This is a genomic window from Streptomyces sp. SAI-135, from assembly GCF_029893805.1.
Taxonomy (GTDB): Bacteria; Actinomycetota; Actinomycetes; order Streptomycetales; family Streptomycetaceae; genus Streptomyces.
Window position 1 is genome coordinate 5,183,730 of record NZ_JARXYP010000002.1, and the last position, 23,905, is coordinate 5,207,634.

24 protein-coding genes are annotated in these 23,905 nt (G+C 73.0%); 13 read left to right on the top strand and 11 right to left on the bottom strand.

Annotated features, from left to right (window positions below; all coding sequences use genetic code 11):
* Nucleotides 1-3 precede the first annotated feature (3 nt).
* Entirely contained in the window at nucleotides 4-609 is a 606-nt protein-coding gene (folE, locus tag M2163_RS28020) for a GTP cyclohydrolase I FolE (RefSeq protein ID WP_280895368.1), read from the top strand.
* 25 nt (nucleotides 610-634) lie between these two features.
* On the opposite strand, the gene M2163_RS28025 is transcribed toward folE, so the two are convergent.
* The 6 genes from M2163_RS28025 to M2163_RS28050 form a co-directional block, all read right to left on the bottom strand.
* Entirely contained in the window at nucleotides 635-1,120 is a 486-nt protein-coding gene (locus M2163_RS28025) for a DUF3180 domain-containing protein (RefSeq protein ID WP_280850102.1), read from the bottom strand.
* A gap of 68 nt (nucleotides 1,121-1,188) precedes the next feature.
* Nucleotides 1,189-1,800 (bottom strand): 2-amino-4-hydroxy-6-hydroxymethyldihydropteridine diphosphokinase, encoded by a 612-nt coding sequence (gene folK, locus M2163_RS28030; RefSeq protein ID WP_280850101.1) that lies wholly within the window; start codon nucleotides 1,798-1,800, stop codon nucleotides 1,189-1,191.
* A complete protein-coding gene (gene folB, locus M2163_RS28035) occupies nucleotides 1,797-2,165 on the bottom strand; it encodes a dihydroneopterin aldolase (RefSeq protein ID WP_078959732.1) in 369 nt (122 codons plus the stop codon). Before folB ends, folK begins: the two co-directional genes overlap by 4 nt.
* A 239-nt stretch (nucleotides 2,166-2,404) precedes the next feature.
* Nucleotides 2,405-2,908, bottom strand: a complete 504-nt coding sequence (locus tag M2163_RS28040; RefSeq protein ID WP_280850100.1) for a nuclear transport factor 2 family protein — start codon at nucleotides 2,906-2,908, stop codon at nucleotides 2,405-2,407.
* Complete coding sequence (folP, locus tag M2163_RS28045) at nucleotides 2,905-3,810, bottom strand: dihydropteroate synthase (protein WP_280895369.1); 906 nt, start codon at nucleotides 3,808-3,810, stop codon at nucleotides 2,905-2,907. Before folP ends, M2163_RS28040 begins: the two co-directional genes overlap by 4 nt.
* Before the next feature lie 110 nt (nucleotides 3,811-3,920).
* Nucleotides 3,921-5,732 (bottom strand): phosphatidylglycerol lysyltransferase domain-containing protein, encoded by a 1,812-nt coding sequence (locus tag M2163_RS28050; RefSeq protein ID WP_280850098.1) that lies wholly within the window; start codon nucleotides 5,730-5,732, stop codon nucleotides 3,921-3,923.
* A 174-nt stretch (nucleotides 5,733-5,906) separates the two neighbouring features.
* Here M2163_RS28050 and M2163_RS28055 point away from each other — a divergent pair, with 174 nt between their 5' ends.
* Both M2163_RS28055 and M2163_RS28060 read left to right on the top strand, forming a co-directional pair.
* The gene (locus M2163_RS28055; protein ID WP_280850097.1) at nucleotides 5,907-7,055 is read left to right on the top strand and encodes an alpha/beta hydrolase-fold protein; all 1,149 of its coding nucleotides are present in this window, start codon (nucleotides 5,907-5,909) and stop codon (nucleotides 7,053-7,055) included.
* A gap of 133 nt (nucleotides 7,056-7,188) precedes the next feature.
* A complete protein-coding gene (locus tag M2163_RS28060) occupies nucleotides 7,189-8,544 on the top strand; it encodes a hypothetical protein (RefSeq protein ID WP_280895370.1) in 1,356 nt (451 codons plus the stop codon).
* A gap of 30 nt (nucleotides 8,545-8,574) precedes the next feature.
* On the opposite strand, the gene M2163_RS28065 is transcribed toward M2163_RS28060, so the two are convergent.
* Together M2163_RS28065 and M2163_RS28070 are read right to left on the bottom strand one after the other, a co-directional pair.
* Entirely contained in the window at nucleotides 8,575-9,918 is a 1,344-nt protein-coding gene (locus M2163_RS28065) for a PH domain-containing protein (RefSeq protein ID WP_280895371.1), read from the bottom strand.
* On the bottom strand, nucleotides 9,915-10,418 hold the full coding sequence (locus tag M2163_RS28070) for a PH domain-containing protein (RefSeq protein WP_280895372.1): 504 nt from the start codon (nucleotides 10,416-10,418) through the stop codon (nucleotides 9,915-9,917). Before M2163_RS28070 ends, M2163_RS28065 begins: the two co-directional genes overlap by 4 nt.
* Before the next feature lie 31 nt (nucleotides 10,419-10,449).
* Here M2163_RS28070 and M2163_RS28075 point away from each other — a divergent pair, with 31 nt between their 5' ends.
* The gene (locus tag M2163_RS28075; RefSeq protein WP_280850093.1) at nucleotides 10,450-11,601 is read left to right on the top strand and encodes an NADH-quinone oxidoreductase subunit D; all 1,152 of its coding nucleotides are present in this window, start codon (nucleotides 10,450-10,452) and stop codon (nucleotides 11,599-11,601) included.
* On the opposite strand, the gene M2163_RS28080 is transcribed toward M2163_RS28075, so the two are convergent.
* A complete protein-coding gene (locus M2163_RS28080; RefSeq protein WP_280895373.1) occupies nucleotides 11,566-12,612 on the bottom strand; it encodes an SAM-dependent methyltransferase in 1,047 nt (348 codons plus the stop codon). The two genes, M2163_RS28075 and M2163_RS28080, sit on opposite strands and share 36 nt — an antisense overlap.
* Before the next feature lie 118 nt (nucleotides 12,613-12,730).
* On the opposite strand from M2163_RS28080, the gene M2163_RS28085 reads away from it, so the two are divergent.
* Together M2163_RS28085 and M2163_RS28090 are read left to right on the top strand one after the other, a co-directional pair.
* A complete protein-coding gene (locus M2163_RS28085) occupies nucleotides 12,731-13,933 on the top strand; it encodes a sensor histidine kinase (protein WP_280850091.1) in 1,203 nt (400 codons plus the stop codon).
* 82 nt (nucleotides 13,934-14,015) lie between these two features.
* Nucleotides 14,016-14,687: a response regulator transcription factor gene (locus tag M2163_RS28090; RefSeq protein ID WP_280850090.1), complete on the top strand. Its 672-nt coding sequence runs from the start codon at nucleotides 14,016-14,018 to the stop codon at nucleotides 14,685-14,687.
* A 46-nt stretch (nucleotides 14,688-14,733) separates the two neighbouring features.
* Here M2163_RS28090 and M2163_RS28095 read toward each other — a convergent pair whose 3' ends face one another.
* Nucleotides 14,734-15,840, bottom strand: coding sequence for a DUF5937 family protein (locus M2163_RS28095; protein WP_280895374.1), 1,107 nt, complete (start codon nucleotides 15,838-15,840; stop codon nucleotides 14,734-14,736).
* Between the two features lie 99 nt (nucleotides 15,841-15,939).
* Between M2163_RS28095 and M2163_RS28100 the strand changes: the two genes are divergently transcribed.
* A complete protein-coding gene (locus M2163_RS28100; protein WP_280895375.1) occupies nucleotides 15,940-16,155 on the top strand; it encodes a hypothetical protein in 216 nt (71 codons plus the stop codon).
* 52 nt (nucleotides 16,156-16,207) lie between these two features.
* On the opposite strand, the gene M2163_RS28105 is transcribed toward M2163_RS28100, so the two are convergent.
* Complete coding sequence (locus M2163_RS28105; protein WP_280895376.1) at nucleotides 16,208-17,446, bottom strand: beta-eliminating lyase-related protein; 1,239 nt, start codon at nucleotides 17,444-17,446, stop codon at nucleotides 16,208-16,210.
* A 170-nt stretch (nucleotides 17,447-17,616) separates the two neighbouring features.
* On the opposite strand from M2163_RS28105, the gene M2163_RS28110 reads away from it, so the two are divergent.
* The 6 genes from M2163_RS28110 to M2163_RS28135 all read left to right on the top strand — a co-directional run bounded on the left by M2163_RS28110 (nucleotide 17,617) and on the right by M2163_RS28135 (nucleotide 23,852).
* The gene (locus tag M2163_RS28110) at nucleotides 17,617-18,546 is read left to right on the top strand and encodes a DUF2520 domain-containing protein (protein ID WP_280850086.1); all 930 of its coding nucleotides are present in this window, start codon (nucleotides 17,617-17,619) and stop codon (nucleotides 18,544-18,546) included.
* Nucleotides 18,543-19,535, top strand: coding sequence for a pantoate--beta-alanine ligase (panC, locus tag M2163_RS28115; protein ID WP_280895377.1), 993 nt, complete (start codon nucleotides 18,543-18,545; stop codon nucleotides 19,533-19,535). Before M2163_RS28110 ends, panC begins: the two co-directional genes overlap by 4 nt.
* Nucleotides 19,532-21,247 carry an L-aspartate oxidase gene (locus tag M2163_RS28120; protein ID WP_280895378.1) on the top strand — a complete coding sequence of 572 codons (1,716 nt, stop codon included), beginning with the start codon at nucleotides 19,532-19,534 and terminating at the stop codon, nucleotides 21,245-21,247. Before panC ends, M2163_RS28120 begins: the two co-directional genes overlap by 4 nt.
* A gap of 5 nt (nucleotides 21,248-21,252) precedes the next feature.
* Nucleotides 21,253-22,239, top strand: coding sequence for a carboxylating nicotinate-nucleotide diphosphorylase (nadC, locus tag M2163_RS28125; RefSeq protein WP_280895379.1), 987 nt, complete (start codon nucleotides 21,253-21,255; stop codon nucleotides 22,237-22,239).
* A 5-nt stretch (nucleotides 22,240-22,244) separates the two neighbouring features.
* Complete coding sequence (locus tag M2163_RS28130) at nucleotides 22,245-23,042, top strand: type III pantothenate kinase (protein WP_280850082.1); 798 nt, start codon at nucleotides 22,245-22,247, stop codon at nucleotides 23,040-23,042.
* Between the two features lie 129 nt (nucleotides 23,043-23,171).
* Nucleotides 23,172-23,852, top strand: a complete 681-nt coding sequence (locus M2163_RS28135; RefSeq protein WP_280897330.1) for a hypothetical protein — start codon at nucleotides 23,172-23,174, stop codon at nucleotides 23,850-23,852.
* Nucleotides 23,853-23,905 lie beyond the last annotated feature (53 nt).

A 23,905-nucleotide genomic window follows, 5' to 3' on the forward strand; every position in this document is an offset into this window, starting at 1 on the left:
CAGATGACCGACCCCGTGACGCTGGACGGCGAGGGCCCCATCGGCGAGTTCGACGAGAAGCGAGCCGAGAACGCCGTCCGCGAACTGCTGATCGCGGTCGGCGAGGACCCGGACCGCGAGGGACTCAGGGAGACACCGGGGCGGGTGGCGCGGGCGTACAAGGAGATATTCGCGGGGCTGTGGCAGAAGCCCGAGGATGTGCTGACCACGACGTTCGACCTGGGGCACGACGAGATGGTGCTCGTGAAGGACATCGAGGTGTACTCGACCTGTGAGCACCATCTCGTGCCGTTCCGGGGCGTCGCCCACGTCGGATACATTCCGGCCACCAGCGGCAAGATCACGGGACTGTCGAAGCTCGCCCGGCTGGTGGACGTCTACGCCCGTCGCCCGCAGGTGCAGGAACGACTCACCACGCAGATCGCGGACTCCCTGATGGAGATCCTGGAGCCGCGCGGTGTGATCGTCGTCGTGGAGTGCGAGCACATGTGCATGTCGATGCGGGGGATCCGCAAGCCCGGCGCCAAGACGCTCACCTCGGCCGTACGCGGCCAGCTGCGGGACGCGGCGACGCGGAACGAGGCGATGAGCCTCATCATGGCCCGCTGACGCGCGCCTGTCCGGCGAGGAGGCGTCACGCCGTCGACGCGGCCCCCGTGTTCGGGTCGTCGTCCTCCGGGAGTTTGCAGACTCGCTCCAGGAAGATCGCCGCCGCTATCACCGCGATGCCCGCGAGGACCGAGAAGCCGGCGTAGATGGCCTGGTCGCGGCGGGCGGGGATGTCGAGGTACTCCAGGAGGAAGACGCCGGTGCCGCCGTACATGCCGGAGACGAGGGCGGCGACCAGGGCGCTGGCCTGGCCGAAGACGACCGCGCGGGCCGCCATCAGGGGGTCGACGCCCTTCGCCTCGGGGACGCGCTCGCGCTGGGCCTTGAGGCGGGCCCGGATGGAGAGCGCCGTGGCCATGAGGACCACGGCGATCAGGGCGAGGACGATGGGGGCGGCCAGCGGGACGCTGGGCAGGGTCCCGATCGAGTTCCACAGGCGGGCGCCCGCCCAGGACAGGATCCCGGCCACGACGAAGACGCCGGCCAGCAGCCTGATGCGCAGCTCTCTCACGGTGCCCCTTCAGCTCCCCCGAGGTCCTTGGGCGGTCCCACGGACTGTGGTCGTCTTGACCTTAACGGCTATTCGGGCAGCCGGAGTTCCAGGTCCCTGCGGGGTTCCACGCCGTTTCGCGTGACCGTGTCGAGGAGCGCGGCGACCGGGCCGCGTCCGGGCAGCTGGGCCTCGGGCTCCACGTCGTGCCAGGGGACGAGCACGAAGGCCCGCTCGTGGGCGCGGGGGTGGGGCAGGGTGAGGGCCGGATCGTCGGAGACCACTTCGGCGTACGTGACGATGTCGACGTCGAGGGTGCGCGGGCCCCAGCGCTCGTCCCGCACCCGGTTGAAGGCCTCCTCGACCGCGTGCGCCCGCTCCAGCAGGGAGGACGGGGGGAGCGTGGTCTTCAGTACGACGACCGCGTTGAAGTACGACGGCTGGCTGTCGGCGTCCACGCCCCACGGCTCCGTCTCGTAGACCGGGGAGACGGCCTTGACGCGGACGCCGGGGGTGTCCTCCAGGGCGTCGACGGCGCCCTGGAGGGTCTCCAGGCGGTTGCCGAGGTTGGAGCCGAGGGAGAGCACGGCGCGCTTGGGGTTGTGGAGGGTGGTGTCGGCGGCGTCCACCTGCTGCACGACGGAGGCGGGCACCGGCTGTACGGTCGGGTCGCTGTGACCCGCGGCGAAGGAGGCGGTCATACTCGGCTCCGGGTGATGGTGACGGTCACGTCGTCGAAGGGCACGGTGATCGGTGCTTCGGGTTTGTGGACCCTGACCTCGACCTCCTCTACCCGTTCGTGCTTCAGACAGGCCTGGGCGATGCGCTCGGCGAGTGTCTCGATGAGGTCGACGGGTTCGCCCTCGACGACGGCCACGACCTCCTCCGCCACGATGCCGTAGTGCACGGTCTTCGTCAGGTCGTCGTCGGCGGCGGCCGGCCGGGTGTCCAGACCGAGGACGAGGTCCACGACGAAGGTCTGGCCCTCCCGCCGTTCCTCGGGGAACACACCGTGGTGCCCGCGGGCCTTCAGGCCGCGCAGCGCGACACGATCCACGCGAATCACTCCTGCAATCGTCGGTGACGGCCGGTCCGTACCGTGTGCGGGCGGTACCCCGGCCTCGAACGAATCTACCTGCGAGCACTGACAGGACCGGGCCACGGGGGCGCGGCCGGTGCCGGGTCCAGGAGGTTTCACCGTGTGTTTCCCCTGGGGAACCCGGTGGCTCACGGCTTGGTAGCCGCCCATACCCGGGGGCTCGTGATTCCAACCACTTCTTGGTCCGGCCGGGTTCACGGCCGGGTTCAGGAGGTGGCTTCCCCGTCCTCGTCCTCGCCGTTCTCGGCCAGGACCGGGGAGGCGTGGTGGGACCACAGCTTCCAGCCCTCGGGGGTGCGGCGGAACACGTTCGTGGCGACCACGAGCTGGCCGACGAGCGGGCCGAGCTCCTCGTCGCCCTCGGGTGCCGGGCCGCCGCTGAGGATGTTCTCCGTGCAGGTCACCAGGGCGGTGTCGCCGGTGACGGAGACGTGCACGTCGGTAAGGAAGAACTGGATGTAGTCCGTGTTCGCCATGATCAGCGCGTACGACCTCAGGACCTCGCCGCGTCCGGTCAGCACGGGCCAGCCGGGGTGCACGCAGGAGACCACGCCGACGTCGGCCGGGTCGTGGTAGGTCTCGTCGACGCCGAGGTCGGCGGGGGTGAGCCAGAGCGAGGACAGTTCCTCGAAGTCGCCGCGCTCCAGTGCCTCGTAGAAGGCGGTGTTGGCGGCCTCCACCTGCTCCACGTCGGTGTGGGGGGCGCTCACCGGGCTCCTTCCGCGCCGCTGTCCGCGGTGTGCGCGCCGTCGGTGCGCGCTCCTTCCACGGCGCGGGCGACCCGTACCGCGTCGGCTGTGGCGCGCACCTCGTGCACGCGCACGGCCCATGCGCCGGCGTGCGCGGCGAGGGCGGAGACGGCGGCCGTGGCGGCGTCGCGCTCGCGCGCGGGCGGCGGTGCGCCCTCGGGGCCGGCGAGGACGCGGCCGAGGAAGCGTTTGCGGGAGGCGGCGACGAGGAGGGGGTGGCCGAGGCCGAGGAGGCGGTCGAGGTGGGCGAGGAGGACCAGGTCGTGCTCGGCGTCCTTGGAGAAACCGAGGCCCGGGTCGACGACCACGCGGTCGGGGGAGATGCCGCCCGCGAGGACGGCGTCCACGCGCGCGTGGAGTTCGTCGACGACCTCGGCGACGACGTCGGCGTAGACGCCCCTGACGTTGCCGCCCTCCAGGAAGCCGCGCCAGTGCATGACGACGAAGGGGGCGCCCGCGTCGGCCACGACCGGGATCATCGCGGGGTCGGCGAGGCCGCCGCTGACGTCGTTGACGAGACGGGCGCCGGCGGCGAGGGCCTGTTCGGCGACACAGGCGCGCATGGTGTCGACGGATACCGTGACGCCCTCGGAGGCGAGACCGCGGACGACGGGGACGACGCGCCGCAGTTCCTCGGCCTCGTCGACGCGGGTGGCGCCGGGGCGGGTGGACTCGCCGCCGACGTCGACGAGGTCGGCGCCTTCCTCGACGAGGGCCAGGCCGTGCTTGACGGCGGTCGTCGTGTCGAACCAGCGGCCCCCGTCGGAGAAGGAGTCGGGGGTGACGTTCACGACTCCCATGACCGCGCAGCGGTCCCATTCCGGAAGACCGGCGACGCGCCCGCGTCCGCTGTGCTTGCTCATGCGTTCAGCCTAGGCCCCGTCCGCAGTGGCGGGAGCGTGTGGCCCGGACGGAGGCCCCGGGGCTGGAGGAGGGGCGGGGCTTCCGTCCGGGCCGGTCCCGGAGCGAGCGGTCAGGCCGCTCTGACGTCGCGCTCCGCGACCGCGTGGGCACACGCGCGTGGGGTGTGCGAGCGGCGGCGCAGGAAGCGTGGCAGCGGGAGGGCGAGGTTGACGAAGCCCTCGGCCTGCATGGCGGCGAAGCCGATGCGCGGGAGGTCGCCGGAGGCCCGGTAGACGACGAAGCGGGGCTCCCAGCGGGGCTGGAACTTCGCGTTGAACTTGTACAGGGACTCGATCTGGAACCAGCGGGACAGGAAGACCAGCAGGCCCCGCCAGGCGCGCAGGACCGGCCCTGCGCCGATCTTCTCGCCGCGTGCGAGGGCGGAGCGGAACATGGCGAAGTTGAGCGACACGCGCGTGATGCCGAACCTGGGGGCCGCCTGGAGGGCGGCGACGATCAGCAGTTCGTTCATGCCGGGGTCGGCCGAGCGGTCGCGGCGCATGAGGTCGAGGGAAGCGCCGTCGGTGCCCCACGGCACGAAGTGCAGGATCGCCTTGAGGTCTCCGTACGGGCCGGGCTGGTCGTCGGCCTTGTGGGCGGTGGCGATGAGGCAGTCGCCGTCGGCGAGGTCGCCGATGCGGCCCAGGGCCATCGAGAAGCCGCGTTCGGTGTCGGTGCCGCGCCAGTCGTCGGCGGCCTGCCGGATGCGCTCCAGCTCGGTCGCCCCGAGGTCACGGACGCGCCGTACCCGGGTCTCGTAACCGGCCCGCTCGATGCGCTTGACCATCTGGCGGACGTTGCGCATCGCGCGGCCGGCGAGCGAGAAATCCGCGACGTCCACCACCGCCTCGTCGCCCAGTTCGAGGGCGTCCAGGCCGGTCTCGCGGGTCCACACCTCGCCGCCGGTCTCCGAGCAGCCCATGACGGCGGGCGTCCAGGAATGGGCCTTGGCCTCGTCCATGAAGCGTTCGATGGCGCCCGGCCAGGCCTCGACGTCGCCGATGGGGTCGCCGCTGGCGAGCATCACGCCGGAGACGACGCGGTAGGTCACGGCGGCCTTGCCGCTGGGGGAGAAGACGACGGCCTTGTCGCGGCGCAGCGCGAAGTGGCCGAGGGAGTCGCGGCCGCCGTGCTTGGCCAGCAGCGCCCTGAGGCGGGACTCGTCCTCCTCGGTGAGGTGGGCGGCGGGGTGCTCGGGGCGGAAGGCGAGGTAGATCGTGGTGATCGCGGTGAGCAGGCCCAGGGCGCCCAGGGAGACGCCGACGGTCCACGAGGTGTCGCCCTGGTAGTCGACGGGGCCCTCGAAGCCGAAGAGGCCGTACAGGACGTGGGTGATGCGGTCGGCGAGGCTCGGGTCGCCCACCAGGCGGTTCGGGTGGACGCTGACGATGATCAGCCCGAGGACGAGGGAACCGGCGCCCATGAGGACGAAGTTGGCGAGCGCGCGCCAGCGGCTGCGTGGGTCGGGCAGCGCCCTGAACTGGTCGCGGTGGCGCAGCAGCGGTGCGAGCAGGGCGAGCGAGATGGCCGCCCCCACGAGTGAGTGGCGGTAGGTGAACTGCGCCAGCGCGCCCGCCGGCAGCAGTGCCACGGCCGCCCGCCAGGCGCGGCGCTTGTGGCGCCTGAGGCCGTGGGCGAGCAGCAGCAACAGCACTCCGGTGCTGAGCGAGAGCGCGGCCGCGAACGGGCCGAGCGCGCCGGGCAGCACCTCGGCCATGGTGTGCATACGGCTGTGCCGGAAGCGTGGGAAGACGCCGGCGGCGATGTCCAGAAGGCCTACGAGCGTGCAGGCTCTGGAGACGAGGACGGGGACGGCCTCGGGGCGCGGCCCGTGCAGTGCACGCCGCAGCCGTGTTGATCGGATCGGAACCCCGCCCGACATTTCCTCATCTGTCCTGACAGACATCGCATCCCGTGGTTCTGCGAGTGACTTTGGATCCGGAGCCCCGATTCGGGCATCCGGCGACATTGCGCCCTCTAGGACGGTGTCTCGTGAGGAGAGGTTCACTCACCTCCTCAAAGCCGTTTCAAAGGCCGAGGAAAGCGAAAGCAAGCAATGGGTCTCACGAGCAACAACACGCTGGTGCCGGCGGTCCTGGCCGCCGTGGCGCTCTTCGCCGGCACGGTGTGGCTGTGGCCACGTCTGGCGCGCCGTGGCTGGCGGCCCGTCAGCGGCCGTATCGGGCTGCTGCTCGCGACGCAGCTCTCCCTCTTCGTGACGGTGGGACTCGCCGCCAACCAGGCCTTCGGGTTCTACGCCTCCTGGGCCGACCTGTTCGGGCAGGAGACCGACCAGGGCGTGGTGGTCGACCACAACCTGGGCCGGCGGTCGAGCGGGCCCCTGACGGTGACGGAGATCGGGGACGTGCCCGGCAGGGGCGGCTCCCGGCCGTCGTCGGCCGGGCAGGTCCAGACGGTCGACATCGTCGGCCCGAAGTCTCACATCGCCAGCCCCGCGTACGTCTATCTTCCGCCGGAGTATTTCCAGGAGCGCTATCGGACGCGTACCTTCCCCGCCGCCGTCGTACTCACGGGTTATCCGGGCACCGCGCGGGCGCTGGTGGACAAACTCCACTATCCGCGCACGGCTCTGGAACTCACCAAGAGCGGCCGTATGCAGCCGATGATCCTCGTGATGATGCGGCCGACGGTTGCTCCGCCGCGGGACACCGAGTGCGCGGACGTTCCGGGCGGTCCGCAGACCGAGACGTTCTTCGCGAAGGACCTTCCGAAAGCGATCAACCAGCACTACAGGGTGGGCAAGGAGCTGGGGAACTGGGGAATCATCGGGGACTCCACGGGCGGCTACTGCGCGCTGAAGCTCGCCATGCACCACCCCAAGGTGTACGTCGCCGGGGCGGGCCTGTCCCCGTACTACAACGCACCCGTCGACCCCACCACGGGCGACCTCTTCCAGGGCGACAAGGCGCTGCGCAACCGCGCGAACCTGTGGTGGTGCCTCAAGCACCTGAGCCCGCCGGACACCTCACTGCTCGTCACCAGCAGCAAGGTGGGCGAGAAGAACTACAAGGACACCCTGAAGTTCATAGAGCGGGTGAAGGCGACGGAAACGACGCGGATCTCGTCGATCATCCTCGAAAGCGGCGGGCACAACTTCACCACCTGGCGGCGGGAGATCCCGGCGACCTTGGAGTGGATGAGCGGGCTGCTCACCGGTGATCAGCGATCGACGGGTGACCGGTGAGTGAGCGATGAGTGATCAATACGCCGAATTCGGCGCCGACTCCGATTCCTGATGTCGTGTGAGGGTCGCGGGATGGCTGTGTTTTTACGGGGCGGGGCACCATGGTTCGCCTACGCGCGGTAAGTTTCTGGCCATGCCACGTGGACGTCACCGCCATTCCCCGCCTTTGCACAGGCTGCTGCCTCCGTCGGCGATCGCAGGCGTCTCCCTCGTCTGTGCCTTCGGTCCCTGGGTGTTCTCGCAACAGGCCGTGCTGCGCGTGATAGCCGCGTTCGCCGCGGCGGTCGCGGTCGTCGGTGCGGCCGTCATGCGCCGCTGGGACGCGCAGGCGGGCAAGCAGGTCGCCGACCTCACGCGCGCGCGTGCGAGCGACGAGTGGCGGCACGAGGAGCGGGTCGCCGAACTCGAGACCGACCTCGAGGAGTCGCGGGAGCTCCGGGGCAAGCTGGAGCAGCGGCTGCGGGCCAAGCGTGCGGAGCTGGCGGGTCTGCGCAACGAACACGCGGCCCTGCTGCGGCGGTACGCCACGGCGGAGACCGAGCGGGCGAGCGCCCTGGAGGGCCGCCGGCTGCTGGAGATAGAAGCCACCCCGGCGCGTGCGCTGCCTCCCGCGGAGCAGACCGACGCGGAGGGCGTGGCGGCGACCGCCGGGGCGGAGGAGGAGACCGAGGCCAAGGACCTTGCGGGCTCGCGGACTTCGGAGCAGCCGCCGGAGCGGCCCGCGATCTTCTCCCCGGAGGGCTCCCGGCTGTTCCTGCGGGCGAACGCGGCGCTGAAGCGGCTCGACGACGACGGTGAAACGACCCCGCGCTCGGACTCCGGCGAGGAGTCCGGGACGGCAGCCGAAGCGGACACGGACACGGACGCCGAGACGGCCGCGGAGGCCGAGGTCGGTTCCGGCTCCGAGGCGAACTCGGCGGGTGGCCCGCAGGGCCCGGGCGGCGCGCAGCGCGGACCCCAGCCCGGTGCCAGGGGCCCGAAGACGGCCCGCGAGGGCTCCCCGGCCGAACCGGGGGCGCAGCCGGTGAACGCCGGTCCCGCCGCGGCCGGCGCCGGTGCCGAGGCGGAGGCCGCGCAGGAGGACGAGGCGCGGGGGAAGCCCGAGGCGGTCGACGGGCATGAGCACGCGGCCGCCACCACCACGGCGAGAGCCGCCCAACCGCAGCAGCAGCCCGCCGGGCACTTCATCGCGCCGACCGCGGTGGCGGTCGTGCCGACGGCTCCGGTACGACGCCCGCGGGTCGAGGGCGGGTTCGACTTCTTCGGCACGAAGGCGGGTGCCTCCCGGGACGCCCTGGAGGCCGTGCAGAACGAGGACCTCGCCGATGTCGTCGGCCAGGAGGCACTCGCCCTGCACAAGGCCGAGGCGGAGGCGGAGTTCAAGCCGGCCGACGAGGAGTCGCGGGGCGTCGGCCAGGTCATCGACCTGACGGCCCACGACGAGACGGAACAGATCAACCTGGAAGGCCTGCGCAGCGCGGTCTCCTGACGGACGCACGGCTGCTCGCGAGGGGCACGGTCAGACCATCCAGCGGTCGGGCCGTGCCCCTTTCCGTCCCGTCCGCGATCTCTCCGCCTGTGCCCCGAGCAGCTCCGCGGCCTCCTGGGCGTCCCTCAGACGGGCCGTGACGGTCTTGTTCGCTCCCGTGTCCACGTGTACGTCGGCGAGCCGCCACAGCCGCTCCCAGGGCCCTTGGGTGAGCCGTACGCTCTGGACCTTCGCATGCGGGACGAGCGCCAGGCTCCGGCGCAGCAGCCCCTGCCGTGAGGCGAACACCGCGTCGGTGACGGCGAGTCCGTGGCCGCGCCACCACAGGGGCACGCACCGCCCGGCCCGCCGCGGGGGCCGTGACAGGGCCGACAGCGGCGGGACGACCACGCCGGGCAGCACGCGCGCGACGACCGCCTCGGCGGCCGCGCGCGGAGCGACCGGCACCAGCACGGAGTTGGACGACCCGGCCACGTCCAGCTCGACCCGCACCCAGCCGCGCCGCCGCCACAGCAGCGGCTCCACGATCCGCACGGTCTGCACCCGCCCCGGCGGGACCGTCTCATGGGTGCGGTCCAGGAGACCGTGGTCGATGCGCAGCCCGTCCGGGGACTCGCCCACCGTCCAGTCGTACTCGGTGACGAACCGGCCCACGCTGCTCGCCCCCGCCGCGCCGAGCAGCGGTACGGCGGTCGCGAGGACCGTCCACAGGCTGTGGGTGGCCCACCACAGCAGCGGCGGCACGACGAGGGCGGCCACGAGAGCGCCCCAGGTGGCGCCCGTCAGCACGAGGGAGAGCGCGAGGTCACGCGGAGGCGTGCGCAGCAGCTCGCGCGCGGGGGCCTCGCCGACCTTGTGCGCGGTCTCGGGGGCGAACCCGGCGGCGCGCGCGAGGAGTTCCGCGCGCAACGCCCGCGCCTCGCGCTCCCCGAGGAAGGCCAGCTCGTCCTTCTTGTCGGCGCCGACGACGTCCAGCCGGAGTTTGGCGACACCCGCCACGCGCGCGAGGAGCGGCTGGGTGACGTCGACGGCCTGGATCCGCTCCAGCCGGATGTGCGCGGTGCGCCGGAACACCAGGCCGGTGCGGATGCGCAGTTCGGTGTCGGTCACCGCGAAGTGGGTGAACCACCAGGTGAGAAAGCCGTACAGGGCGGCGGCCGGGACGACGACGGCGAGCGCGATCAGCAGGGTGGTGGTCGTCAGCCGGGTCAGCTGGCGCTGCGCCTGGTCGGGGTCGTGCACGGCCCACCCGATGACGACGGCGACCGGCGCCCACGCCCGCCTGAGCGGCGTTATGGGATGCAGCCGCCGCTCGGTGACGGCCTCCTTCTCCGGCTTCTCGTGTACGGCGTCGTCGACGCCCGGCGCGGTCACAGGCCCGCCGATCGGGCCTCGCCGAGTTCGGTGAGCCGGTCGCGCAGCCGCTCCGCCTCGGCCGGGTCGAGGCCCGGGATGGTGGCGTCGGTCGCCGCGGCGGCGGTGTGCAGCTGGACGCTGGCCAGCCCGAAGTGCCGCTCCACGGGCCCGGAGGTGACCTCCACGAGCTGCATGCGGCCGTACGGCACGACGGTCTCCTCGCGCCACAGCACGCCCCGGCTGATCAGCAGGTCGTCGGCGCGCTCGGCGTAGCGCCAGGAGCGCCAGTTGCGGCCGAGCAGCACCCAGCCCCAGCCGGCCAGGGCGAGCGGCAGCAGCGCGAACGTCGCCCAGAGGGGCCCGCACAGCAGCCCGAGCAACAGCCCCAGGGCCACCGCGAGCAGCCCCAGCCACACCACCAGCAACAGCCGTCGCATCCGCAGCAGCCCCGGCGGCAGCCCGGTCCACACCGGCTCGGCCCCCGCGACCTCCGTGTCCTGCCCGCTCCCCGTCTCCATGAGGCCAGCGTACGTAGGAGAGACTGTGTCCATGACTCCTACGACGGAGACCACGGTCGGCATCGGCGGCGCCGCGGAGAGCACCGACATGGTGCTCAACATCGGCCCGCAGCACCCGTCCACCCATGGCGTGCTGCGCCTGCGGCTGGTCCTGGACGGCGAGCGCATCATGAGCGCGGAGCCGGTGATCGGTTACATGCACCGGGGCGCGGAGAAGCTCTTCGAGGCGCGCGACTACCGCCAGATCATCATGCTCGCCAACCGTCACGACTGGCTGTCGGCCTTCTCCAACGAGCTGGGCGTGGTCCTCGGCGTGGAGCGGATGCTCGGCATGGAGGTCCCGGAGCGAGCGGTGTGGACACGCACGCTGCTCGCCGAGCTCAACCGGGTGCTGAACCACCTGATGTTCCTCGGCTCGTACCCGCTGGAGCTCGGCGGCATCACTCCGGTCTTCTACGCGTTCCGCGAGCGGGAGGTCCTCCAGAACGTCATGGAGGAGGTCTCCGGCGGCCGGATGCACTACATGTTCAACCGCGTCGGCGGCCTCAAGGAGGACCTGCCGGCCGGCTGGGCCACGCGTGCGCGTGCCGCCGTCTCCGCCGTGCGCTCGCGCATGGACCGCTTCGACGACCTGGTCCTCGGCAACGAGATCTTCCGGGGGCGCACCCGGGACGTCGGCGTCCTCGCGCCGGAGACCGTGCACGCCTACGGCGTCAGCGGGCCCGTCGCGCGCGCCTCGGGCGTGGACTTCGACCTGCGCCGCGACGAGCCCTACCTCGCCTACGGGCAGCTCCAGGACACCCTGAAGGTGGTCACCCGGCAGGAGGGCGACTGCCTGGCCCGCTTCGAGGTCCTCCTGGAGCAGACCCACAACGCCCTCGACCTCGCCGACGCCTGCCTGGACCGGCTCGCCGAGCTCCCGCCCGGGCCGATCAACCAGCGGCTGCCCAAGGTCCTCAAGGCTCCCGAGGGGCACACGTACGCGTGGACCGAGAACCCGCTCGGCATCAACGGCTACTACCTCGTCAGCAAGGGCGAGAAGACCCCGTACCGGCTGAAGCTGCGCTCGGCCTCGTACAACAACATCCAGGCGCTGGTGGAGCTGCTGCCGGGCACGCTGGTCGCGGACATGGTGGCGATCCTGGGGTCACTGTTCTTCGTCGTCGGGGACATCGACAAGTAGGCCGTCTGGGCCGTCTGGGCCGTCGACAAGCAGGCCGCCGACGCCGACGGGCTGGAGGAGCCAGCCGAAGTCGCCGAGTCCGCCCGCCGCGGTGAGCTCGGCGGCCTCTCCGGCGCGCGCGAGGGCGCGTACGTACTCCGCGGGGTGTGTGGACGCCAGCGAGAGCGGGGGGCGTGCGCCCGCGATGCCCAGGGCGCGCAGGGCGTCGCGCTGGGTCAGCAGACGCCCTCCGGGCAGTGCGCACGCGTCCAGCGCCACATGGGTCGTGAGGTCGCAGGAGCCGTCCGGCACGGGTGTGCTCTCGCGCCCCTCGCGGAAGCCGGTGAGCGTTCCGAAGGGGGGACGTGCGGCTGCGGTGTGCGCGTAGTCGACGGCGACCGCCATTCCCCGCCCGACCGTGGCGACCGCCGCCGCCCAGGCCTCGTCGCGGGGGAGTCCGATCTCGGCCCGCAGTCCTTCCTCGGCCGGCAGCGGCCACCACCGCCGCAGCCAGTCGGCCTCCGCACCGGCGACCGGCTCCCCGAGACGCTCGCGACCGTCGGGTCGTACGAGAACGCGTCGCGGCAGGCCCGAGGCGTCCGTCTCGGCGATCTCCACCGGTACGTTGTCCAGCCACTCGTTGGCGAACAGCAGCCCGGTGATGTTCTCGGGCGGTGCGGACAGCCACTCGATCCGGTGATCGAGGCCGGCGGGGCGGCCGGCGATCTCCACGGCGTGCACGCGCGTGCGGGCGCCCACCTCCGCGGGCAGTGCGGCGAGGACGCCCGTGGCCAACTCGCCCCGCCCCGCGGCCATGTCGACGAAGTCGAGCCGCGCGGGCCGGCCCAGCTCCTCGTCGAGGCGGCACAGCAGCCGGGCCACGGCCGCGGCGAACAACGGGGAGGCGTGCACGGAGGTACGGAAGTGTCCGGCCGGCCCCTCCGGCCTGCGGTAGAAGCCGTCCGGGCCGTAGAGCGCGGCCTCGGTGGCGGCCCGCCAGCCGGACCAGCCGCCGGTCGTGTCATTGGTCACGCCGTCAGGCTAGGCGCACCGGACAACGGGGCCTCCACCTTGGGGAGTACGCGCGGGCGGTACGGATCGGTCCTCCGGTTGACCCCTGCACACATCACGCTTCCCTACGCTGGGTTACGTGCAGCGCCTCTATGACTTCCTCCGCAGGCACCCGACAGGGGTCGACGTCTTCTGGGCCGTCATCCTGCTCGGGATCTCGCTCGCGAGCGAAACCGCCCGTGGGGAGTCCCAGGGGACCCGGTCCCCGATGGCGATCGCCCCGATCGTCCTGCTGCTGTGCCTGGTCATCGCGCTGCGCAGACTCATGCCGGAGCGGATGCTGCTGCTCGCCATCGGGCTCGGCGCGGCGCAGGTCGTGCTGGACGTGGAGACCACGTCCGCGGACTTCGCCTTCCTGGTGATCGTGTACACCGTGGCCGCCACGGGCACCCGCTGGGCGTCCCGGCTGGCGCTGACGATCGGCCTGTGCGCCGCCCCCGTCGCGCAGCTGCGCTGGCCGAACGAGAACTCCGGCGCGCTCGGCAACGTCGCGATCATGATCTTCCAGACGGTGCCGTTCGCCCTGGCCTGGGTGCTCGGCGACTCGATCCGCACCCGCCGCGCCTACTTCGCCCAGCTGGAGGAGCGCAACGCCCGCCTGGAGAAGGAGCGCGAGGCCCAGGCGAAGGTCGCCGTCGCCGCCGAGCGCGCCCGGATCGCCCGCGAACTGCACGACGTCGTCGCGCACAACGTGTCCGTCATGGTCGTCCAGGCCGACGGCGCCGCCTACGTCCTCGACGCCGCGCCCGACCAGGCCAAGAAGGCCCTGGAGACCATCTCCTCCACCGGCCGGCAGGCGCTCGCCGAGATGCGCCGCCTGCTGGGCGTGCTGCGCACCGGCGAGCACCAGGAGGGCGGCGAGTACGTTCCGCAGCCCGACGTCGAGCAGATCGAGGACCTCGTCGAGCAGTGCCGCGGCTCCGGGCTCCCCGTCGACTTCAAGATCGAGGGCACTCCGCGCCCGCTGCCCAGCGGTGTCGAGCTCACCGCGTACCGCATCGTGCAGGAGGCGCTCACCAACACCCGCAAGCACGGCGGCCCGAACGCGGGTGCGAGCGTGCGCCTGGTCTACTTCGACGACGGCCTCGGTCTGCTCGTCGAGGACGACGGCAAGGGCGCCCCGCACGAGCTGTACGAGGAGGGCGGCGCCGACGGAGCCGGCCACGGCCTGATCGGCATGCGGGAGCGGGTCGGCATGGTCGGCGGCACCCTGGACGCGGGCCCCCGCCCCGGCGGAGGATTCCGCATCAGTGCGCTGCTGCCGCTCAAACCAGCGCATTGACACCGACGCACGCCCCCTGTTGACACCTGTCACGCCCCCCTGGCGACCTGCTGTACGACCCCGAGGAAACGGAAGAGGCCCGATGACGATCCGCGTGATGCTCGTCGACGACCAGGTGCTGCTGCGCACCGGGTTCCGGATGGTGCTGGCGGCCCAGCCGGACATGGAGGTCGTCGCGGAGGCGGGGGACGGGGTGGAGGCCCTCCAGGTGCTGCGCTCGACCGCCGTGGACGTGGTCCTCATGGACGTCCGCATGCCGAAGCTCGACGGGGTGGAGACCACCCGCCGCATCTGCTCGGAGCCCGACCCGCCGAAGGTGCTGATCCTGACCACCTTCGACCTGGACGAGTACGCCTTCTCCGGGCTGAAGGCGGGCGCGTCCGGCTTCATGCTCAAGGACGTGCCGCCCGGCGAGCTGCTCACCGCGATCCGCTCGGTGCACAGCGGCGACGCCGTGGTCGCCCCCTCGACGACCCGGCGCCTGCTCGACCGTTTCGCGCCCATGCTGCCCACCACCGGCAAGGAGCCCCAGCACGCGGAGCTGGAGCGGCTCACCGGCCGTGAGCGCGAGGTCATGGTGCTGGTCGCGCAGGGACTGTCCAACGGCGAGATCGCGGCCCGGCTGGTGCTGTCCGAGGCGACGGTGAAGACCCATGTGGGCCGCATCCTGACCAAGCTGGGCCTCAGGGACCGGGTGCAGGTGGTGGTCCTCGCCTACGAGACGGGGCTGGTGCGCGCGGGCGGGCACGGCTGAGACACGGCCCGGCCCCGGCCCGCAACGCCCCGGGCCGTGCCGGGCGCTACCGCAATATCCCTTCCAGGAAGTCGCTGCCCAGCCGCGCCACCACGGTGACGTCCAGCTGGTGCAGGACGTACCGGCCGCGGCGGCGGGTGGTGATCAGGCCCGCCTTCTTGAGGACGCCCAGGTGCCGGGATATCTCCGGCGCGGTCATGCCGTGCACCTGGGCGAGCTCGCTGGTGGTGTAGGCGCTGCGGGCCAGGTGCCGGCACAGGCGCATCCGGACCGGATGGGAGAGCGCGGTCAGCCGCAGGGCCAGCTGCTCGACCGAGGGCGGGGCGGTGAGCTCGGGGGAGCCGACCGGATAGTGCAGGGCGGGCTGCCAGCCGTACCGGTGCAGGACGCTCAGGTGCGGCCAGCCCAGGCTGGTCGGGATCAGCAGCAGACCGCCCTCCGCCGTGGCGCTGTGCCCGGTGCCCAGCTTGTCGACCGTGATGCGGCCCGCCGCCTCGTCGAGCGTGACCGCGGGCGACACCGCGGTGAGCGCCTCCGCGAGACCCTTGCGGCGCAGCAGGTCCGTCTTGTGGCGGGCGTCCGCCGCGAGCTGGTGGCGCAGCCGCGACCAGGTGTCCGCGAAGAACGCCTCGTCGCAGTCCTCCACGAACTGCCGGAACCAGGCCCGGATCCGCGGCGGGTCGGCCAGCAACCGCTCGGCGAACCGCACCTGCCGGGGCCCGCGCGACGCGGCCAGCTCCAGGGCCCGTCGGTGCAGCGCGCTGTCGGAGAGCACACTCGGTCCGTGCGAGCAGTACGGCAGCGCGCAGGTGAACTCCAGTGCCGCGTCCACGAACTGCTCGTCCGTCAGCTTGTCGAGCAGGTCGAGGTCCTCGGCGATGCAGGACCCGGGGAGCGTGGTGCGGCCCGCGACGCCGGCGAACGGCATGAACAGGTCCGAGAACGTCGTCCGCCACAGGAAGTCCGCCTCGCACATCCGGTCGGCCAGGTGCGGGTCGAGCCGCGCGGTCACGCCCGTCACCCAGGCCTGGAGCCCCGGATGGTGCCCCGGCTCGGCCAGCGCGTGCAGCGCCATGCCGAGCTCGGCCAGGGGCGAGGGCACGACGGCGACCCTCTCCGGCCGCAGCCCCGCGATGTCGATGTGCACGCTCATGACCTCATGGTGCACCCCGCCACTGACAACGCCGTCCTCGATTGACGGGGGCCGTCAATCGACGCGACGCGGCCGCTGAGACGGCGCAAACCTGGGGGCATGAGCAGCACCCAGGAGCACCTCCTCGACACCTACCGCGCCCGGCACCTCGGCACCCCCGTCCCGCCCGCGCCCGGCACCCACGACGTACGGACCGTGCGCGACCTGCGCGCCTACCGGCGGTTCCGGGCGGTCCTGGCGGGACGGCCCGCCCCGGAGCGGCTACGGCACGTGCTGAGCCGGTGGCTGCGCCGGCAGGCCCGCCCCGGCTGCTGACCCCGGGCCCTGTCGTCCCTGCCCGCCTGCCGCACGACGTCCGGCACGCGGCCTAGCCGGCCACCTCCCGCAGCCGGGTGACGAAGTCGGCCGCCGCCGCCCGCACGTCCGCCGCCGTCCACTCCAGGGCGGCGGCACGGACGTACACCTCGGTCAGGGACAGGCCCGGGCCCTTCGCGTCCCAGGGGTTGATGAACAGGGCCGTCCCCGTCTCCTCCGACTGCCGGATCGCCGCCTCGGACAGCTCGTCGACGCCGTAGGGCAGCCAGACCTGGAAGTCGAAGGTGTGCGGCACCTCGGGGTGGACCCGCGCCCACGGCAGCCCGGCCAGGGCGAACCCCTCGCGCAGCGCGGCGGCCGCCACGCGCGCGTGGTGGACGTACTCGGGCAGCCTCGGCAGTTCGTGCTCCAGTCCGGCGAGGGCCGACAGAACGGTCGGGAACTGCTGGAAGACCGCGCCCCCGTAGCGGTGCCGCCAGGTCCTCGCCTCCTCGATCAGGCTCGTCGGGCCCGCCAGCGCGGCCCCGCCGAAGCCCTGGAGCGACTTGTAGAACGACACGTAGACGCTGTCCGCGAGGTCCGCGATCTCGGCCAGGGGGCGGCCGAAGTGGACGGTCGTCTCCCACAGGCGGGCCCCGTCGAAGTGCACCACCGCGTCCCGCTCGCGCGCGGCCGCCACGACCTCGGTGAGCTCCTCCCAGGTGGGCAGCACGAAACCGGCGTCCCTGAGCGGCAGTTCCAGCATCAGCGCCCCGAAGGGCTCCTCGAAGCCGCGTATCTCCTCGGCCGTGGGCTGTCGCGGTTCGCCCGTCACATGGACCGGGCGCAGTCCGGAGACCTCCCTGAAGGCGTCGCGTTCGTGCACCTCGGGGTGGGCCAGGGGATGCAGGGCGACGGTGGGGTTGCCGGTGCGGCCCGCCCAGCAGCGCAACGCCACCTGCTGGGCCATCGTGCCGGTCGGGAAGAAGGCGGCGGCCTCCTTGCCGAGGAGACCCGCCACCTTCTCCTCCAGGGCCGCGACGACGCCGTTGCCGTAGAGGTCGCCCGGCTCGTCCAGGTCGTAGAGCGTGTCCGCCCCGTCGAGCAGCGCCAGGCGCTCACGCAGGGGTGCGAGCAGTCCCAGGCGGGCCAGAGTGCGCTCCGCGTTCCGGTAGGCGCTCACGCGCCGTGCGCGGCGGCGCAGGAGCCGTTCCTCCTCCGTGAGTTGTTCCGCCCGCTCCCCGTCCGTGGCCTGCTCGGGGCGTCCCTCGTCCGTCGTCCGCCCGGTCCCTCGCGCCTCTTCGTCACTCATGCGCGGATCATCTCGTGCGCCCCGGGGCCGGGCATGCCCATTTCCGCACGCACGGTCGACGGAAACCCACAGCCTGTGGACAACCGGACGCCCCTGGAACCGATCGCGTTAACATGACGAGAAATCGTCCGGTACCCAGATGCGGACTGGAACGGGAAGGCCGCCGACGCGTGAGTACAGCCCAACAGCCAGACAGCAAGGACCGCCCCGCGCGGCTCACCGTCGGCGTCGTCGGCGCCGGCCGGGTGGGACCGGCGCTCGCTGCGTCCCTCCAACTCGCCGGGCACCGCCCGGTGGCCGTCTCCGGAGTCTCCGACGCCTCCCGGCGGCGGGCGGCGCTGCTCCTCCCGGACGTCCCGCTCGTCACCCCCGCGGACGTCCTCCAGCGCGCCGACCTGGTGCTGCTGACCGTCCCCGACGACACCCTGCCCGGTCTCGTCGAGGGCCTCGCCGAGACCGGCGCGGTCCGCCCGGGGCAGCTGCTCGTGCACACCTCCGGGCGCTACGGCGCGAAGGTCCTGGACCCCGCCCTGCGCGCGGGCGCGCTGCCGCTGGCCCTGCACCCGGCGATGACCTTCACGGGCACCCCCGTGGACGTCCAGCGCCTCGCGGGCTGCTCCTTCGGCGTCACCGCGCCCGGGGAACTGCGGCTGGCCGCCGAGGCCCTCGTCATCGAGATGGGCGGCGAGCCCGAGTGGATCGAGGAGGAGAAGCGCCCGCTGTACCACGCGGCCCTCGCCCTCGGCGCCAACCACCTGGTCACGCTGGTCGCCCAGGCCATGGAGCTGCTGCGCGCGGCCGGCGTCGAGGCCCCCGACCGGATGCTCGGCCCGCTGCTCGGCGCCGCCCTGGACAACGCCCTGCGCTCCGGCGACGCGGCCCTCACCGGACCCGTCGCGCGCGGTGACGCCGGCACCGTCGCCGCCCACGTCACGGAACTGCGCAAGCACGCCCCGCAGACCGTGGCGGGCTACCTCGCGATGGCCCGCGCCACCGCCGACCGTGCGCTCGCCCACGGCCTGCTCAAGCCCGAGCTCGCCGAGGACCTCCTCGGGGTACTCGCCACCGGGACCAACGGCGCCGAGGGAGATGCCCGATGACCACGACCCTGCTGCGCACCGCCGACGAACTGCACGCACGCACGCGCATGGGCCGCCGGGCCGTCGTGATGACCATGGGCGCCCTGCACGAGGGCCACGCCACCCTGATCCGCACCGCGCGCGAGATCGCCCGAGCGGACGGCGAGGTGGTCGTCACCGTCTTCGTGAACCCCCTCCAGTTCGGCGCGGGCGAGGACCTCGACCGCTACCCGCGCACCCTGGACGCCGACCTCAAGATCGCCGAGGACGCCGGCGCGGACGCCGTCTTCGCGCCCTCCGTCGACGAGGTCTACCCCGGCGGCGAGCCCCAGGTGCGCATCAGCGCGGGCCCGATGGGGGAGCGTCTGGAGGGCGCCTCGCGCCCGGGCCACTTCGACGGCATGCTCACCGTCGTCGCCAAGCTGCTCCACCTCACCCGCCCCGACCTCGCCCTCTACGGTCAGAAGGACGCCCAGCAGCTCGCCCTGATCCGCCGGATGGTGCGCGACCTGAACTTCGGCGTCGAGATCGTCGGCGTGCCCACCGTCCGCGAGGACGACGGCCTGGCCCTCTCCAGCCGCAACCGCTACCTCGACCCGAAGGAGCGGCGCACCGCGCTCGCGCTGTCCCGCGCGCTGTTCGCCGGCCGCGACCGGCACGCGGCCCAGGAGGCGCTGCGCGCGCGGGCCCGCGAAGTACCCGCCACGCACGCGCGTGCCGAGGCCCTGAGCGCCCTCGGCGAGTCCCGCGCGGCCGCCGACGCGCACGCGGTCGCCAAGGCCCTGCCGGGAGCCCCGTCGGCGGTCCGCGCGGCCGCCCGGCTGGTCCTGGACGAGGCCGGGCGCCTCGACCCGCCGCTCGCCCTGGACTACCTCGCACTCGTCGACCCGTCCGACTTCACCGAGATCGAGGACGACTTCACCGGCGAGGCCGTCCTCGCCGTCGCCGCCCGGGTCGGGACGACCCGGCTGATCGACAACATCCCGCTGACCTTCGGAGCCGCCTCGTGACCAGCACAGGCATACGTCTGCACGCACCCGCGCCCGGGTGGTCCATCGACGCGGACGTCGTGGTCGTCGGCTCCGGGGTGGCCGGTCTCACCGCGGCCCTGCGCTGCGAGGCCGAGGGCCTCAGGACCGTCGTCGTCACCAAGGCCCGCCTCGACGACGGATCCACCCGCTGGGCGCAGGGCGGCATCGCCGCGGCCCTCGGCGAGGGCGACACCCCCGAACAGCACCTGGACGACACGCTGGTCGCGGGCGTGGGCCTGTGCGACGAGGAGGCCGTGCGGATCCTGGTCACCGAGGGGCCCGACGCCGTGCGCCGGCTGATCGCGACCGGCGCGCACTTCGACGAGTCCGAGGCGGGCGACCTGGAGCTCACCCGCGAGGGTGGCCACCACCGGCGCCGGATCGCCCACGCGGGCGGTGACGCGACCGGCGCGGAGATCTCCCGGGCGCTCGTCGAGGCCGTCCGCGCGCGGGGACTGCGCACCATCGAGAACGCGCTCGTGCTCGACCTGCTCACCGACGCCGACGGCCGGACGGCCGGCGTCACCCTGCACGTCATGGGCGAGGGCCAGCACGACGGCGTGGGCGCCGTGCACGCGCCCGCGGTCGTCCTCGCCACCGGCGGCATGGGCCAGGTGTTCTCCGCGACCACCAACCCGCCCGTGTCGACGGGCGACGGCGTGGCGCTCGCCCTGCGCGCGGGCGCCGAGGTCAGCGACCTGGAGTTCGTGCAGTTCCACCCCACCGTGCTGTTCCTCGGCCCGGACGCCGAGGGACAGCAGCCGCTCGTCTCCGAGGCCGTGCGCGGCGAGGGGGCCCACCTGGTCGACGCCGACGGCATGCGCTTCATGGTCGGCCAGCACGAACTGGCCGAGCTGGCGCCCCGGGACATCGTCGCCAAGGGCATCACGCGCCGCATGCAGGAGCAGGACGCCGAGCACATGTTCCTCGACGCCCGGCACTTCGGCGCCGAGATGTGGGAGCACCGCTTCCCGACCATCCTGGCCGCCTGCCGCGCCCACGGCATCGACCCGGTCACCGAGCCCATCCCGATCGCACCGGCCGCCCACTACGCCTCCGGCGGCGTGCGCACCGACCCCCGGGGCCGTACGACCGTCCCGGGCCTGTACGCGTGCGGCGAGGTCGCCTGCACCGGTGTGCACGGCGCGAACCGGCTCGCCTCCAACTCGCTCCTCGAGGGCCTGGTCTACGCCGAGCGCATCGTGGCCGACATCGTGGCGGTCCAGAAGGCGAACGGCCTCCACGCGCGTGTGCCGGTGCCCGTCGAGCACCCCGAGACGCCCGCCCACCCGCTGCTCGCCCCCGAGGCCCGGTTCGCGATCCAGCGCACCATGACGCGCGGCGCGGGCGTGCTCCGCTCGGCCGCGTCCCTGGCCGCCGCGGCGGACGCCCTGCACCGGCTGCACGCCGACGCCCGCGACGCCCTCGACGAGAACGGCAAGACGGCCGAGCCCGGCGTCGACACCTGGGAGGCCACCAACCTGCTGTGCGTGGCCCGTGTTCTGGTCGCCGCGGCCCTGCAGCGCGAGGAGACGCGCGGCTGCCACTGGCGCGAGGACCGGCCCGAGCGGGACGACACGGCATGGCGCCGCCACATCGTCGTACGGCTGAATCCGGACCGGACCCTCGCCGTACACACCACCGATACCGCAGACTTCCCCCCGACCCGGCAGCACCCTCAGGAGCAGTGACACCAGTGAGCACCGACGACCTTCCCCTCGTCCCGTCCGGCGGCTGCGGCGACGGCTGCGCCTGTGGCGCCGCCTCCGACGGCCCCGACGAGGCGTACCTGGAGTGCGGGCTCGACCCCGCGCTCGCGCAGCTCCTGGCCGACGCCGGACTCGACCCCGTGGAGGTCGAGGACATCGCCAACGTCGCCATCCAGGAGGACCTCGACCACGGAGTGGACGTGACGACCGTCGCGACCATCCCCGAGGACGCCGTCGCCACCGCCGACTTCGTCGCGCGCGAGGCGGGCGTCGTGGCCGGCCTCAGGGTCGCCGAGGCGGTCGTCTCGGTGGTCTGCGAGGACGAGTTCGAGGTCGAGCGGCACGTCGAGGACGGCGACCGGGTCGAGGCGGGACAGAAGCTCCTGTCGGTCACCACGCGCACGCGTGACCTGCTCACCGCCGAGCGCAGCGCGCTCAACCTGCTGTGCCGGCTCTCCGGCATCGCGACCGCCACGCGCGCGTGGACGGACGCGCTGGAGGGCACCAAGGCGCGCGTACGGGACACCCGCAAGACCACTCCGGGGCTCAGGTCGCTGGAGAAGTTCGCGGTGCGCTGCGGGGGCGGGGTCAACCACCGGATGTCGCTGTCCGACGCGGCACTGGTCAAGGACAACCACGTGGTCGCCGCCGGTGGCGTCGCGCAGGCCTTCAAGGCCGTCCGTGAGGCCTTCCCGGACGTGCCGATCGAGGTCGAGGTCGACACCCTGCACCAGCTGCGGGAGGTCGTGGACGCGGGCGCCGACCTGATCCTGCTGGACAACTTCACGCCCGGCGAGTGCGAGGAGGCGGTCGCGCTGGTGCACGGGCGGGCCGCGCTGGAGGCCTCCGGCCGGCTGACGCTGGCCAACGCGCGCGCGTACGCCGACACCGGCGTCGACTACCTCGCGGTGGGGGCGCTCACCCACTCCTCGCCGATCCTCGACATCGGCCTCGACCTGCGCGAGGCGGAGTAGTCGCGATGCTCCTCACGATCGACGTAGGCAACACGCACACCGTCCTCGGGCTGTTCGACGGCGAGGACATCGTCGAGCACTGGCGGATCTCCACGGACGCGCGCCGGACCGCCGACGAGCTGGCGGTGCTGCTCCAGGGCCTGATGGGCATGCATCCGCTCCTCGGCGACGAACTGGGCGACGGCATCGACGGGATCGCGATCTGCGCCACCGTGCCGTCCGTGCTGCACGAGCTGCGCGAGGTGACGCGGCGCTACTACGGCGACGTGCCGGCCGTGCTGGTCGAGCCCGGGGTGAAGACGGGGGTGCCGATCCTCACCGACAACCCCAAGGAGGTCGGCGCGGACCGGATCATCAACGCGGTGGCGGCCGTCGAGCTGTTCGGCGGTCCCGCGATCGTCGTGGACTTCGGCACGGCGACGACGTTCGACGCGGTGTCCGCGCGGGGGGAGTACGTCGGCGGGGTCATCGCGCCCGGCATCGAGATCTCCGTGGAGGCGCTCGGGGTCAAGGGGGCGCAGCTGCGGAAGATCGAGGTGGCCCGGCCGCGGAGCGTGATCGGGAAGAACACGGTCGAGGCGATGCAGTCCGGGATCGTGTACGGCTTCGCCGGACAGGTCGACGGCGTGGTGAGCCGGATGGCCCGGGAGCTCGCGCAGGACCCGGACGACGTGACGGTGATCGCCACGGGCGGGCTCGCGCCGATGGTGCTCGGGGAGTCGTCGGTGATCGACGAGCACGAGCCCTGGCTGACGCTGGTGGGGCTGAGGCTGGTGTACGAGCGGAACGTGTCGCGGATGTGATCCGCCGGGCAGGCGCACCTGGCGGGCATTGGGGTGGCCCGGCCGCGCCACACCCGTCTGCTGTGCCTGATTTGTCTGATTAGCGCGTACTGTCGCCGCATGCCCACGCCATACGGATCCCGCGGCGGCATGGCGTTCGGCGTGGAGGAGCTGCGTGTGCTCCGCCGCGCTCTCGCCCTCGCCCTTCACCCCGCCCCTGCCTCGGCCGAGGACATCAAGGACTGCCACCGTCTCGCCGAGTCCCTCGACGAGGCGGTGCGTGAGGGTGCCCGGCTGCGCGCCTTCCTGGTGGCCGACCTCGCCCGGTACCGCGCCGCACTGCCCGGCACCGCCGCCGGTTACCTCACGCTCCTGGAGGAGGCGCTGGGTGCGGGGTACCGGCCCGAGCCCGACGATCTCGCCGCGCTCCGGGCCCTGTGCGGCAACCCCGCCGCAGCGGCGCTGCTGATCCGCTGCCAGATGCTGGCCGAACGGGACGTGAGGGCCCGTCTGGCGGCCGCCACGGGCGCCCGGCGCACTCCCGCGTCCCCCGTGGTCCCGCCCTCCCGTACGCGCCTCCTGGCGCTGCCGGGGGGCCGTTCCGGAGGGCTGCACGAGGGGCCTTCCGGCGCCGGGCGGGGCGGTCCGGCGCAACTGGACGCCAAGGAGCCGGCGAAGCGTCCGGCCAAGCCCCCGGTCAAGCCCGCGGAGAAACCCGCCCCCGCCGCCCCGAAGCCCGCCCGGCCCATCCCCACCCCCGGCGAGGTCTTCCCCCGCCGCAAGCCCGCCGAGCCCCCGGCGAACCCACCGCAGCGCCTGGCCGCGGGCTGAGGGCGAAACGGCCGCACCCCGACCGGGTCGTCCCGGTGCCGCTGGCTACTCTG